This window comes from Nocardiopsis sp. NPDC006832, from assembly GCF_040635885.1.
Taxonomy (GTDB): domain Bacteria; phylum Actinomycetota; class Actinomycetes; order Streptosporangiales; family Streptosporangiaceae; genus Nocardiopsis.
Genome location: NZ_JBEYLC010000007.1, coordinates 31,466 through 44,989 on the forward strand (window position 1 = coordinate 31,466; position 13,524 = coordinate 44,989).

The following is a 13,524-nucleotide window of genomic DNA, read 5'->3' on the forward strand; positions in this document are numbered from 1 at the left end:
GGGCAGTACATGCGCCCGGCGCGACCCGCTGCGGCAAGCTCAAGGTGAGCGACCGGACCGCCCACCGTGCTGAATCCGGGCGAACATGCGCCCGCCCGCGGCGTCCACACACTGATCGACCTGGAGCCGGCCCCGGGTGTGCTCGTCCTCGCACAGCGCCGCGATGCCCTCAAGTTCGGGCCGCACCCCACCCAACACCCGATCCACCACGATCTCGATCACCACCCGCTCAGGGGTCGGGCCCGCGCACCCGGTACCGCCGCCCATAACGCCGCACGGCCTCGGCCACCGCCGGATGAGCGGCCACGGTGCGCGCCACGCAACCGCAGGCGAAGGTGAACACCCGCGCCCGATACCGCTGCGGCTCATAGGTCACCCCCACCGGCACCTGGTGGATCCCACCCCCAGGACACGGCGAGGCCGGCGTGCACAAGCGCTACCGCGACCAGAACGACGAGAACGGATCGGCCACCCCATCGACCTCTCCCACCCAAATCCCCCAACACACCAAACGACCACACCCACCTCGACCCCGAAAGGACCCCCGCGCGTGCACCCCACCACCACACCCCACACCAACGGCCACCTACCCCGCCCCGGCGGCCACCACCTGTTCTGGCAAGAAACCGGCAACCCCCACGGAATACCCGTCCTGGCCATCCACGGCGGCCCCGGCTCAGGCTCCTCCCACAAATGGTCGTGCTTCACCGACCCCCACCACTACCGGCTCATCCTGCTCGACCAACGCGGCAGCGGACACAGCACACCCAACGCCGGCGACCCCACCACCGACCTGACCACCAACACCACCGCCCACCTCATCGACGACTTCGAAGCCCTGCGCACCCACCTGGACATCGACCGCTGGCACCTACTGGGCGCCTCCTGGGGATCCACCCTGGCCCTGGCCTACGCCCAAACCCACCCCGAGGTCGTGCGCGCCCTGGTGCTGTTCGCCATCACCACCGGCACCCGTGCGGAGATCACCTGGATCACCCACACCATGCGCCGTGTCTTCCCCCACCAATGGGAACGCTTCCGCGCGGCCGCGGGCCCGGGCGCCGACCCCCACCACCTCCCGGCCGCCTACGCACGCCTTCTGGCCGACCCCGACCCACAGGTTCGTTTCGAGGCCGCCCAGGCCTGGTGTGCGTGGGAGGACACCCACGTGGCCACCGCCCCCGGCCACACACCCCACCCCCGATTCCACGACCCCGCCTTTCGCGCCACCTTCGCCCGCCTGGTCACCCACTACTGGGCGAACGACTGCTTCCTGGCCCCCGACCAACTCCTCCAAGGGATGGAACGCATCGCCCACCTACCGGCCGTGTTGGCCCACGGTCGCCTGGACATCAGCGGACCCGCCGACATCGCCCACGACCTGGCCGCACGCTGGCCGGCCGCGAAGCTGCACATCGTCGAAGACGCCGCCCACACCACCAACGTCGCCGGTCTGGGACAGATCGTCGCCCAGGCCATGGACCGCTTCCGCGCCCTGTGACACCCACCGCTGATCCGCGCCCGCGCCCGCACCCGGGCACGGGTCAGCGCGCCAGACCGGCCCGGAAGGCGAACACCACCAACTGGGCCCGGTCCCTGGCCCCCAGCTTGACCATCGCCCTGGACACGTGGGTGCGGGCGGTGGCGGGGGAGACCACCAGCCGTTGCGCGATCTCCTCGTTGCTCAACCCCTCACCCACCAACGCCACCACCTCACGTTCGCGTTCGGTCAGCACCCCAACGTCCGGAACCACCCCGCCGATCCCGCCCCCGCGCTCGGTGAAGGCGGCCACCACCCGCCGTGTGACCGAGGGCGACAACAACGCCTCCCCCCGGGCGGCCACCCGCACCGCCGCCAACATCTCCTGCGGTTCCCCGTCCTTGATCAGGAAACCGCTCGCACCACCCCGCAACGCCTCGAACACGTACTCGTCCAACTCGAAGGTGGTCAGCACCACCACCCGGGTGGCCACCAGATCCGGGTCCGATCCGATGACGCGCAGCGCCCCCAACCCGTCCAGTTCCGGCATGCGCACGTCCATCAACACCACATCGGGACGCAGCTCACGCACCAACTCCACCGCCCGCACCCCATCGGCGGCCTCACCCACCAACTCCATGTCGCCTTCGGCCTCAAGCAGCACCCGCAACCCCATCCGCACCAACGCCTGGTCGTCGGCCACCACCACCCGCACCATCACCGCGACCCCCGCACCGGCAGATCCGCACGCACCCGCACACCGCCACCCTGGGCCACCCCCACCGACACCGTCCCCCGCACCGCCCAGGCCCGCTCACGCATCCCCGCGATCCCCATCCCCTCCACGACCACCCCACCGCTTCCCTCATCGACCACCTCCACCACCACCCACTCCCTCCCGCACTCGATCCGCACCACCACCCCCGCGCCGGGGGCGTGGCGCACCACGTTGGTCAACGCCTCCTGCACGATCCGAAACGCCGCCACCTGCACCCCAGAACCCGGCCCGGACCGCTCCCCCTCCCAGACCACCTCCACCCGGTGCCCGGCCCGGCGCACCGACTCGGCCAACCCCTCCACCCGATCCAACCCGGCCACCGGCCCCCGACCCACCTCACCCCCATCCCGAAAGACCGCCAACGTGCCGCGCAACTCCTCCAACGCCTCCCGGCTGGCGTCCCGGATCGCCGCCAACGCCACCGGAGCCTGTTCGGGACGCCGATCCACCACGTGCAACGCCACCGACGCCTGCATGCTGATCACCGACAGGCTGTGCCCGACCACATCGTGCACCTCCCGCGCGATACTCAACCGCTCCTCATAACGCGAACGCGCCAACTCCTGGGAGCGTTCACGCTCACGCCCGGCCCGCCGCGCCCTGGCGAACACCCCCGCCCCGGCCGGCAGCGCCATCGCCCCCACCGCGAACACCACCGCCGCAGGGGCCGAACCATCGGCCCACCCCCACCAGGGCCGCCCCACCTGCGAGAGCAACGCCGCACCCACCACCACCGGACCCGTCCACCCCAAGAACACCCCCGGGGTCAGACCAAGCCCCGCCGAGAACACCACCAGTGCGCACATCAGCACCGCCGGCCCCATCCCCACACCGGCGGCCATCACCAACACCGCACCCACCCCGGCCACCGCGACCGCGGGCCCCGGCCACAACCGCCGCACCGCCACCGCCACCACCAACACCACCACGCCCGCCCACACACCCCAAGGCAAGACCACCTGCTGCACCTGATCCCACCCGGCGCCTTGACGCGCCCAAGGAGGACCCCCCACACCCTGGCCGGTCCGGTCCCAGGCCAAAGACCCCCGGGACCACACCAACACCAACGCACCCAGCACCACACCCAAGGCCACGTCCACGACCACGGCGCCCCTGCTCACACGTTCTGCCACACCCCGACCCTAAACACCCACCCCCTCCTCGCACCTGATGCGGCGGACGTATCTTCACCTACGCCCACCAACGTAGGCACACAGCCGCCCCCACACCGATGCGCGCGAGGGGCCCCACCACCCAGGGTGGTGACCATGAACACCACAACACTCATCGCCGCCGCCCCGCACTGGCAGGGCGGCCCACCACCCTTCCTTCCCGGAGTCCTCATGTTCTGTGTGCTCATCCTGCTCATCCTGGGCGCCCTGGTCTTCACCATCGCCCGCCGCAAGGGCCACACCCCGCCCTGGGCCCACCCGCGCACCCCCCGACCGGAGGACGCGGCCCGCACCGTACTGGCCGAACGCTTCGCCAAGGGCGACATCACCGTCGAGGAGTTCATGGAGCGCGCCAGCGCCCTGAACTGGACTCCCGGCCAAGGCGACAACGAACACTGACCCACCACACACAAGCAAGGGGCGCCCCCACCACGGGGTCGCCCCACCTCTTCGTTGTGGGGGTGTGTCCCACGCCGCGCCCCCACCCGACCCAGGCACACCCCACCATCAGCCACAATGACCAAAACCCTGACAAACACACCACAAGGATCGTGGGCTCACATGGCCATCCCCAAAGCCGAACTCCACCTGCACATCGAAGGCACCCTCGAACCCGAACTCGCCCTCCACCTAGCCCAACGCAACAACATCACCCTGCCCTACACCGACGTCGACCACCTACGCACCGCCTACGACTTCACCGACCTACAATCCTTCCTCGACCTGTACTACCGACTCATGGACGTCCTACGCACCCAACAGGACTTCCACGACCTGGCCACCGCCTACCTCGACCGCGCCGCCACCCAAGGCGTACGCCACGCCGAGATCTTCTTCGACCCCCAAGCCCACACCAACCGCGGCCTCCCCCTGGACACCGTCATCCAAGGCCTGGTCTCGGCCCTGGACCAAGCCCGCACCCGCCACGACATCTCCACCGAACTCATCCTGTGCTTCCTACGCGACCGCCCCGCCACCGAAGCCATGGACACCCTCCAAGCCGCCCACCCCCACCTCCACCACATCACCGGCGTAGGCCTGGACTCCGCCGAGGTCGGCCACCCACCCACCAAATTCACCGAAGTCTTCCAAGCCGCCGCCGACCTGGGCCTGCGCCGCGTCGCCCACGCCGGCGAAGAAGGCCCTCCCGACTACATCTGGCAGGCCCTGAACCACCTGGGCGCCGAACGCATCGACCACGGCATCCGCGCCCTGGAAGACCCCGCACTCCTGACCCACCTGGCCACCACCCGCACACCCCTGACCGTGTGCCCCTTCTCCAACGTGCGCCTACGCGCCGTCCCCACCCTGGCCCAACACCCCCTACCCGCCCTGATGGACGCCGGCCTCCTGGTCACCGTCAACTCCGACGACCCCTCCTACTTCGGCGGCTACGTCCACGACAACTACCTGGGCGTCCAACAACACCTGAACCTGACCAACGAAGACCTGCGCGCCCTGGCCCGCAACTCCTTCACCGCCTCCTTCCTCACCCCCCAGCGCCGCGACACCCTCATCGCCGAGGTCGACGCCTACCGCTTCGACTGACCCGCACACAAAACCGGGGGGCTCCACACCCACGCGTGAAGCCCCCCGCCCCCTTCCCTCAAACCCACACCAAACGCCGACCATGCTCACCCGCATGAGCCACCACACGCCCATCCAACGCCAACGTGAAAAAACCCTCCCGCGCCGGACGCGCACCCTCCCACCCGGGAAAGACCCGCCACCCCTCGTTACTCACCCACCGCACACCCAACCGACCCACCAACGACGCGAACCCCTCCCGCTCCCGAGGCCCCACATACGCCAACACCGCACTGTGCAACACCACCACCGTGGCCCCCTCCGGCGCCCGCGCCACCAAATCGGGCAACTCCGCCACCAAATCCCCCGCCACCATCACCGGCGGATCGGCCGCCACCACCGCCGCCGCACCCCGCAACCGCTCCAACCGCCCCGCCTCCTGCCCACCCGGCCAGATCAACGCCTCCAACCACCCCACATCACCCGCATCACCCACATCCAACGGATTCAGGTCGATCCCCCCACGCCAGACCACCCGCGGCAACCGATCCGGAACAGGAACCCCACCCTCGGTGGCGCACTCCAACACCGGCCCCGGCCCCTCACCCAACGGCGGCGCCCCATCGAAGGAGTACCGATACCGGTCCGGGTACAGACACAACCCCGCCGACGCCCCCACCTCGATCAAAGCCAACGGCCCCGGTAGTTGCGCCAACACCGGCAACAGGGTGGCGCACCGACCCACCTCGTTGGTCTGGGTCGAGCGCTCCATCACCACCCGCACCACCCGCTCCCAGTGCTCCATCACGAACGCCCGCCACGCCGCGAAAGAGCCCACCGGCCCACCCAGGTAGCGCACCGCCCCCAACCACAGGTTCGGTTGCCTCTTACCCTCCGGCAGCGCCGACACCGCTCCCACCAGCTCCGCGTCCAAGGCCACCCCACGCGCGATCTCCGCATAGCCGGGCGAGTCACCCTGCTCGAAGTTGACCGCCATGTGCGCCCACACCCGCGCCACCCGATCCCGACCCCGCATCGCGCACCCGCTTCCACCAAGACTCAGCCGACCTCGCGCACCCTAACCCCCACCCCCACCCCCACACCCGACCACGGCCGACCCCACCGCGTACCGCTCCCGATACCGCGAAGGCGAACACCCAAGACGCCGCACGAAAGCCTTACGCAACGCCTCACCCGTACCGAACCCACACCCCCGCGCGATCGTCTCCACCGACGCCGCCCCCTCCTCCAACCGCCGCCGCGCCCACTCCAAACGAACCTGCTCCACATACCGACCCGGACCACACCCCACCTGAGCGGTGAACACCCGCGAGAACTGCCGCACCGACAGCCCCGCCCGAGCCGCCATCTTGGCCACCGACCAATCCGCCCCAGGCTCGGCATCCACCAGATACTGCACCTGCCGCACCTCCACCCGCTCGGCCACCTGCACCGCCAACTGGGTCGAAAACTGCGACTGCCCACCCGGACGCACCAGAAAAACCACCAACGTCCGCGCCAGCTCCAAAGCCACCGCCCGCCCCAGATCTTCCTCCACCACCGCCAACGCCAAATCGATCCCCGAAGTCACCCCGGCTGACGTCCACACCCGCCCCGACCTCACGAACACCGCATCCTCTTCCACCACCAAGCCCGGAAACTCACTGGACAACCGGGCGCAGTGCCGCCAATGCGTGGTCACGCGCAATCCCTCCAACAACCCCGCACGCGCCAATACGAACGCCCCCGAACACACCGACGTCACCCGAGCGGCCCGCCCCGCCAACTCCCGCACCACCCCCACCAACACCGCATCCGGATCATGAGCACCCTCCCCACCGGGTACCACCAGCGTGTCCACCCGCCCCACCTCCTCCACCGCCATCGAGGGCACCAACCCCAAACCGGACGAACACACCACCGCCTTGCCGTCCACCGAGACGGTCCGCACCCGATACCGTGCCCCCGGCGCCCGCGCCGCCCCCGCGAACACCTCCAACGGCCCCGTCGCGTCCAAGCTCTGCATCCCATCGAAAAGCACGATGACCACCTCGTGCCGCGCACCGTTTCCCATACGCACCACCCCACCGCACCCCGAAAACGACCACAAGGTCACCCACCCCAAACATCCGGACACACCCACACGCCACCTCACCCCCTCTTGACCACCCCACCCTTACGCTGTGAACTCGACCCGACACACAAAAACCATCCGAACTCCCCACCACCCCCAGCAGTCCCACCCAGGAGAACACCACCCACACGAACGGACACCCGTGAGGCTCTCCGACCGCACCCGCCTGCACCACACCACATCCGCACCCACCACCAGCGGGCCCCTGGTGCACCTACACGACGTGTCCCACCCCCACCTGCCACGCCTGGACCTGGCCATCCACCCCGGCCACCACATCGCCCTACTGAACCTGAGCCCCCCGGCCCGCCACGCCCTGACACACCTGCTCACCGGCCACACCCACCCCACCAACGGCCACATCACCACCCACACCCGCATCCACACCACCCCCACCCACCCCACCCTGGCCCAAACCATCACCGGCCACACCCACCCCGACCCCCACGACCCCTACCTACACCGAGCCCTGGCCACCTCAGGGCTCGCCCACCACCCCCACACCACCCCCACCCACCGACTCCCACCCCACCTGGCCCCCCACATCCACCAGGCCCGCACCCTCTACGCCCACACCACGCGCGCCCACCTACTCCTGATCGACCACCCCACCACCCCCACACCGGCCCCCACACCCACCACCGCCCACCTCACCCTCACCGACCACCCCGCCCTGGTCCGCACCGCCGACCGCATCCTGCTCTTCCACCAAGACCGCCTCACCGAAACCGGCGACCACCACCAACTCCTGCTACGCGGCGGCGCCTACGCACGCCTGTACGCCCTCCAAAGCACCCGCACTCCCACACCACCGGCCCCCTAAACTGGTCCCCGTGGCACCCCTAACCAAGGAACTCACCGTCGGCCAGGTCGCCCAACGTTCCGGAGTGGCCATCTCGGCTCTGCACTTCTACGAACGCCAAGGCCTCATCCACAGCCGCCGCACCGCCGGCAACCAACGCCGCTACCACCGCGACACCCTGCGCCGCGTGGCCTTTATCCGTATCTCCCAACGGGTGGGCCTGCCCCTGTCCCGCATCCGCCAGGCCCTGGAACGACTCCCCGAGAACCGCACCCCCACCCGCGCCGACTGGGCCTCGGTCTCGGCCCAATGGCGCGACGAACTCGACACCCGCATCGCCCAACTCACCCGCCTGCGCGATGACCTGACCGGATGCATCGGCTGCGGCTGCCTGTCCCTGAACTCCTGCACCCTGTCCAACCCCGACGACGAACTCGCCGCCGCCGGCCCCGGACCCCGCCGCCTGATGGTCGATACGCTCACCGAACCCGACACGGGGCTTGAGCAGCAATCGAACAACCGGCCGCGTTAGCGCCTCGCACCGGGCGGATCTATCGCCTTGAAGCAGACGGTGCCGCCGGGCCGCACCAGGGCCAGGGTGTCGGACAGGGCGGTGGCGCCCGCGTCCACGACACGACAAGGTCCTCCGGCGAAAGGGTGAACGCGCAGGTCGACCAGGGTAGGAAGTCCCGAGGGGCCACGCGCGGCGGCGTCCGGGCGCAGGTCCGGTCCGGGCTCGGGAACGATCAGGTCAAGGAGGGCGATCGTGGACGGTGCGACCTTGCAGGAAAGAGCCGAACAGCGTGCTCGCGAGCTGCCAGACACGGTCTCGGGTGAGTTCTTCGGTCCGGGTTACGAGGTCTTCAAGGTCCGGGGCAAGGTGTTCATGCTCATGACCGAAGTCCCGGGCCGGCCGGTGGTGATCATCAAGTCCGACCCCGAGGAGTCCAAGACCCTGCGCCAAGACCACGACGACATCAGCCCCGGGTACCACATGAACAAGAAGCACTGGATCACCCTGGCCCCGGGCGGCTCGATCAACGCCTCCCTGGTCCAGGAGCTGGTGGCCGAGTCCTACCGTTTGGTGGTGTCCAACCTGCCGCGCGCCGAGCGTCCCGTGGACCCCGACCGATTCCAGACCCGCGAATGAGCGGGGCTCTGCCGAACACAGGGCTCCAGAAGGTCGACCGCCTCGGCCGCAAACCTCCTGGAAGGGCCGATCGTCCTCAACGACCCGTTCCAGCGCGGCATCGCCGGGCGCTGAAGGGCATCACGGCCGGTGAGTACACCTGACCCCCAGGCTCACCCCATCGGGGGAAGACCACCCCACCCCAGGGGGAGGCCCCCACCCGACCCCACACCACCCCGCATCGGCCCGGCCCTTGCCACCCACGCCTACGCCCGCCGCACCCACCCCCGATGCCCCATCTGCCGGCGACGCCGAACAAAAAAGGGGGGCGGGCCGGCCACAACGGCCCACCCGCCCTTGCCCACCGGCTCACCCCGCGGCGGCCTCATCGCGCCCGCGCCGAGCCAGCTCATCGGCGTATTCGTTGCCCTCGTCCCCGCTGTGGCCGCGCACCCAACGCCACTCGACCTCATGGCGTGCGGCCAACTCGTCCAGTCGCCGCCACAGGTCCACGTTCTTGACCGGCTTCTTGCTCGCGGTGGTCCAGCCGCGCTTCTTCCACCCGTGCACCCAAGAGGTGATGCCGTTGCGCACGTAGGAGGAGTCGGTGTGCACGATCGCCGGCACCGGCCGGGTCAGGCTCTCCAAGGCCTGGATGGCCGCCATCAACTCCATCCGGTTGTTGGTGGTCTGGGCCTCGCCCCCGTACAGCTCACGCTCGTGCTCCCCATAACGCAGCCACACACCCCAACCCCCCGGTCCAGGGTTGCCGCTGCAGGCCCCGTCGGTGTAGATGACCACGCTTTGTGTCGAGGTCTGCTCGACCTGATCCCCGTTGTGCATGCCGGGCAATCTACCGCCCTCAAAGATCACGAAAAGGCCACACACCCCATAAAAAGGGCCACCACCAGAGCCACCTACCCCCAATGGAGCCCCACAGGCACCCGAAAAAAGCCACACAGACGACCAATGGCACCCTCCGTGACCGACCCACCATCCACTTCCCCACGGCCACCAACCACTACCCACCGCACCCATGCCCACACCCGCCGTGGAAAAACACCCACCGAACCACCACCCCCCACACACACGGCGGGCCGCGAACCCCCCAAGGTTCGCGGCCCGCCGCACACACACAAGAGTGGACTTAACCGGCCGAGTACGCCTCCAACTCCCGCGCCCGCTCCTCACGACGCGCGAACACACTGTCGGCCATCTCGCTCATCTTCTTCAACACCCGCTTACGCTCACGCTTGGACAACCGATCCACATACAACCGCCCCCACGTGTGGTCGGTCTCGTGCTGCAAACACCGCGCGAAATACCCACTCCCGGACAACACCACCTCAGCGCCGTCCCTGTCCACCCCACGCACCGTCGCATGCTCCGCCCGCCCCAACTCCGCGTGCGGACCCGGAACCGACAAACACCCCTCGCTATCCACCACCACGGCATCGGCCACATCACGCTCATCCAACACCGGATTGATCACATGACCCACATGCCGCACACCATCATCATCAGGACAGTCATAGACGAACACCCGCCAATCCACACCCACCTGACTACCCGCCAACCCCACACCCTCGGCCGCGTACATCGTCACGAACATGTCATCGACCAACCGCGACAACTCCGCGCCACCCAACATCTCCTCGGGCACATCACGACCGGCCCGATGCAACACATCCTCACCGGTCACCGTCACCCGCAACACCCGACCACGCGCCGCCTCCGGAGCAAGATCAGGGAAATCCGCCACCTCCCGCCCCTGGACGACGGTCACGGGCACGGGCACAGACTGCTCCGACATGGCTCTACTCTCCGGACAGGCGACAACAGACGGTACAAACACCGCCACACCCGAAAAAATAGCACGAACCGGCAGGTCACCCCCGCCACCCACAACCACCCACCACTACCGGAACCACGCATTGCCCTGAATGAAACACCGCGCCAGATAGTCCCGCAACGACACCACCACCAACCGACGCCGATCACTCTCATGATCCCACACCACGATCCCCGGCCCATAGTCCGTATGCACATACGCGAACTGCGGACCCATATCCGAATCACCGAAGAAGATCATCTCATCGAACGGCGCGTACAACTCCAGATAATCCGGCTCCCCACGCATCGCCAGATTGTCCTCCACCAACCGACGCGCACCCCACACCACCTCATCCCCGTACTCGTTCACCACCCCATCCGTCTCACGCAACAACGACGCCAACTCGAACGGCAAAGGCAGCATCAAATGCTTCTCCACCTCGGCCAGCATCACCTCATCGGCCGCATCACTCAGATCGGCCTCCGGATACATCTCCAAGATCAGTTCACGCCACACACCCACGATCATCACAGGTCGCGGCAACACACGAGAAATCGCACCCGGCGAGTTGCCCCGAAAATCCACCACACCACCCCGCACACCACCACCCCCAACACCCCAACCAGCCACAAAAACCCACCAAAGCCCCACCACCCACCACACCAACCAGAGGAGCCACCACCACCGACCCACCCCACCCCCACCACGCACAATAGAAACCAACAACCCACCCACCCAGGAAGAGACACCCACCATGCCCACCACCCGCACACCCCGCGGACCCCACACCACCACCTGGGCCTACCTCTTCCTCCTCATCTCCCACAACACAGCCGCCCTCCTCCTACTCCCCCTCGTCCTCGCCTCCGCCCTCCTCACCCTCCTCTGGGTCGGCCTCCCCTTCATCATCCTCACCGCCCTCACCCTCCGCACCATCGCCAACGCCCAACGCACCACCCTCACCAAAATCCTCCAAACCCCCGTCCCCGCCGCCTACCGCCCCCTCCCACCCACCGGCATCATCACCCGAGTCCGCATCATCCTCACCGACCCCGCCACCTGGCGAGACCTCCTCTGGCTCACCGCCTCACCCCTCCTCACCGCCCTCGCCCTCATCCCCGCCATCCTCTACGCCCACGCCACCTACCAAACCCTCTACGCCCTCCTCCTCTGGCACCACACAACCGACCTCTACGGCCTCACCGCCACCACCCAACCCCAAGCCCTCCTCGCCCTCATCCCCGCAACCCTCCTCGCCACCCTCGCCCACACCCTCACCCCCCACACCACCAACGCCTGCACCCGCCTCTCCCACCTCATCCTCGCCCCCTCCGAAAAAGCCCGACTCACCGCACGCGTCGCCCACCTCGCCACCAGCCGCGCCGACACCATCGACACCCAAGCCTCCGAAATCCGCCGCATCGAACGCGACCTCCACGACGGCGCCCAAGCCCGCCTCGTCGCCCTCGGCATGAACCTCGGCATGGCCGAAAACCTCGTCGAAACCAACCCACAAGCCGCACGCGACATGCTCACCGAAGCCCGCGAAACCACCCGCCAAGCCCTCACCGAACTCCGCGACCTCGTCCGCGGCATCCACCCACCCGTCCTCGTCGAACGCGGACTCCCCGGCGCCGTCCAAGCCCTCGCCCTCACCCACCACCTCCCCATCACCGTCACCACCCACCTCCCCGGCCGCCCCGCCGACCCCGTCGAATCAGCCGCCTACTTCGCCATCGCCGAACTCCTCACCAACACCGCCAAACACGCAGGCGCCACCCACGCCTGGATCCACATCAACCACGGCCGACAACGCCTCATCATCACCGTCACCGACAACGGCCACGGCGGAGCCACCCCCACCCCCGAAAGCGGACTCAACGGCATCGCACGCCGACTCGACGCCTTCGATGGCACGATGAACATCACCAGCCCCACAGGCGGACCGACCATCATCACCCTGGAGATCCCGTGCGCGTTGTCATCGCCGAAGACCTTGCCCTCCTCCGCGACGGACTCATAAGGCTCCTCCAAGCCCACGAATTCACCGTCGTCGCCGCCCTCGACAACGGCCCCGACCTCCAAGCGGCCCTCACCGAACACAAACCCGACATCGCCGTCGTCGACGTACGCCTACCCCCCACCTTCACCGACGAAGGCCTCCAAGCCGCCATAGCCGCCCGCGCCCACATCCCCGGCCTGCCCATCCTCGTGCTCTCCCAGCACGTCGAACAGCTCTACGCCCGCGAACTCCTCTCCGACGACACCGGAGGCGTCGGCTACCTCCTCAAAGACCGCGTCTTCGACGTCAACCAGTTCATCGAAGCCGTCCGCCGCGTCTCCTCCGGCGGCACCGCCATGGACCCCGCCGTCATCTCCCAACTCCTGGCCCGACAAGACCAGAGCGGCCCCCTGGCCCAACTCACCCCCCGCGAACGCGAAGTCCTCTCCGAAATGGCCGAAGGACGCTCCAACTCCGCCATCGCAGGACGCCTCTACATCACCGAAAAAGCCGTCAGCAAACACATCAACAACATCTTCACCAAGCTCGACCTACCACCCTCCTCCGACGACAGCCGCCGCGTCCTGGCCGTCCTCGCCTACCTCAACGGCCAAGACCCACACCAATAGACACCCACCCCCAACACAACGAAGCGGCCGCGACCCC

General features: G+C 68.4%; 17 protein-coding genes. 8 read left to right on the plus strand and 9 right to left on the minus strand.

Annotated features, from left to right (window positions below):
* Positions 1-39: 39 nt before the first annotated feature.
* Positions 40-225, minus strand: a complete 186-nt coding sequence (locus tag ABZ717_RS05250) for a hypothetical protein (RefSeq protein ID WP_358505909.1) — start codon at positions 223-225, stop codon at positions 40-42.
* 4 nt (positions 226-229) lie between these two features.
* Positions 230-376: a hypothetical protein gene (locus ABZ717_RS05255; protein WP_358505912.1), complete on the minus strand. Its 147-nt coding sequence runs from the start codon at positions 374-376 to the stop codon at positions 230-232.
* Positions 377-550: 174 nt separating this feature from the next.
* Here ABZ717_RS05255 and pip point away from each other — a divergent pair, with 174 nt between their 5' ends.
* Complete coding sequence (pip, locus tag ABZ717_RS05260; protein WP_358505915.1) at positions 551-1,501, plus strand: prolyl aminopeptidase; 951 nt, start codon at positions 551-553, stop codon at positions 1,499-1,501.
* 43 nt (positions 1,502-1,544) lie between these two features.
* On the opposite strand, the gene ABZ717_RS05265 is transcribed toward pip, so the two are convergent.
* Both ABZ717_RS05265 and ABZ717_RS05270 read right to left on the minus strand, forming a co-directional pair.
* Positions 1,545-2,198 carry a response regulator transcription factor gene (locus tag ABZ717_RS05265; protein ID WP_358505918.1) on the minus strand — a complete coding sequence of 218 codons (654 nt, stop codon included), beginning with the start codon at positions 2,196-2,198 and terminating at the stop codon, positions 1,545-1,547.
* Positions 2,198-3,391 (minus strand): histidine kinase, encoded by a 1,194-nt coding sequence (locus ABZ717_RS05270; protein WP_358505921.1) that lies wholly within the window; start codon positions 3,389-3,391, stop codon positions 2,198-2,200. The genes ABZ717_RS05265 and ABZ717_RS05270 overlap by 1 nt, the downstream gene beginning before the upstream one ends.
* Positions 3,392-3,526: 135 nt before the next feature.
* Between ABZ717_RS05270 and ABZ717_RS05275 the strand changes: the two genes are divergently transcribed.
* Entirely contained in the window at positions 3,527-3,829 is a 303-nt protein-coding gene (locus ABZ717_RS05275) for an SHOCT domain-containing protein (RefSeq protein WP_358505923.1), read from the plus strand.
* A gap of 162 nt (positions 3,830-3,991) precedes the next feature.
* The gene (locus ABZ717_RS05280; protein ID WP_358505925.1) at positions 3,992-4,978 is read left to right on the plus strand and encodes an adenosine deaminase; all 987 of its coding nucleotides are present in this window, start codon (positions 3,992-3,994) and stop codon (positions 4,976-4,978) included.
* Between the two features lie 58 nt (positions 4,979-5,036).
* On the opposite strand, the gene ABZ717_RS05285 is transcribed toward ABZ717_RS05280, so the two are convergent.
* Both ABZ717_RS05285 and ABZ717_RS05290 read right to left on the minus strand, forming a co-directional pair.
* Positions 5,037-5,993: a DUF2332 domain-containing protein gene (locus ABZ717_RS05285; RefSeq protein ID WP_358505928.1), complete on the minus strand. Its 957-nt coding sequence runs from the start codon at positions 5,991-5,993 to the stop codon at positions 5,037-5,039.
* A gap of 42 nt (positions 5,994-6,035) precedes the next feature.
* The gene (locus ABZ717_RS05290) at positions 6,036-7,031 is read right to left on the minus strand and encodes a DJ-1/PfpI family protein (protein ID WP_358505931.1); all 996 of its coding nucleotides are present in this window, start codon (positions 7,029-7,031) and stop codon (positions 6,036-6,038) included.
* Between the two features lie 202 nt (positions 7,032-7,233).
* Between ABZ717_RS05290 and ABZ717_RS05295 the strand changes: the two genes are divergently transcribed.
* The 3 genes from ABZ717_RS05295 (at position 7,234) to ABZ717_RS05305 (ending at position 9,043) form a co-directional block, all read left to right on the plus strand.
* Positions 7,234-7,914, plus strand: a complete 681-nt coding sequence (locus tag ABZ717_RS05295; RefSeq protein WP_358505934.1) for an ABC transporter ATP-binding protein — start codon at positions 7,234-7,236, stop codon at positions 7,912-7,914.
* Between the two features lie 10 nt (positions 7,915-7,924).
* The gene (soxR, locus tag ABZ717_RS05300; protein ID WP_358505937.1) at positions 7,925-8,425 is read left to right on the plus strand and encodes a redox-sensitive transcriptional activator SoxR; all 501 of its coding nucleotides are present in this window, start codon (positions 7,925-7,927) and stop codon (positions 8,423-8,425) included.
* Between the two features lie 234 nt (positions 8,426-8,659).
* On the plus strand, positions 8,660-9,043 hold the full coding sequence (locus tag ABZ717_RS05305) for an MmcQ/YjbR family DNA-binding protein (RefSeq protein WP_358505940.1): 384 nt from the start codon (positions 8,660-8,662) through the stop codon (positions 9,041-9,043).
* A 348-nt stretch (positions 9,044-9,391) separates the two neighbouring features.
* Here the strand turns inward: ABZ717_RS05305 and rnhA are convergent, their stop codons facing one another.
* From rnhA to ABZ717_RS05320, 3 genes are all read right to left on the minus strand, one after another.
* A complete protein-coding gene (gene rnhA, locus ABZ717_RS05310) occupies positions 9,392-9,865 on the minus strand; it encodes a ribonuclease HI (RefSeq protein WP_358505943.1) in 474 nt (157 codons plus the stop codon).
* A gap of 304 nt (positions 9,866-10,169) precedes the next feature.
* Entirely contained in the window at positions 10,170-10,835 is a 666-nt protein-coding gene (gene def, locus ABZ717_RS05315) for a peptide deformylase (protein WP_358505946.1), read from the minus strand.
* Between the two features lie 105 nt (positions 10,836-10,940).
* Positions 10,941-11,384, minus strand: a complete 444-nt coding sequence (locus ABZ717_RS05320; RefSeq protein ID WP_067603760.1) for an SMI1/KNR4 family protein — start codon at positions 11,382-11,384, stop codon at positions 10,941-10,943.
* A gap of 226 nt (positions 11,385-11,610) precedes the next feature.
* Between ABZ717_RS05320 and ABZ717_RS05325 the strand changes: the two genes are divergently transcribed.
* Both ABZ717_RS05325 and ABZ717_RS05330 read left to right on the plus strand, forming a co-directional pair.
* Entirely contained in the window at positions 11,611-12,879 is a 1,269-nt protein-coding gene (locus tag ABZ717_RS05325) for a sensor domain-containing protein (RefSeq protein ID WP_358505949.1), read from the plus strand.
* Complete coding sequence (locus ABZ717_RS05330) at positions 12,828-13,487, plus strand: response regulator transcription factor (RefSeq protein WP_358505952.1); 660 nt, start codon at positions 12,828-12,830, stop codon at positions 13,485-13,487. The genes ABZ717_RS05325 and ABZ717_RS05330 overlap by 52 nt, the downstream gene beginning before the upstream one ends.
* Positions 13,488-13,524 lie beyond the last annotated feature (37 nt).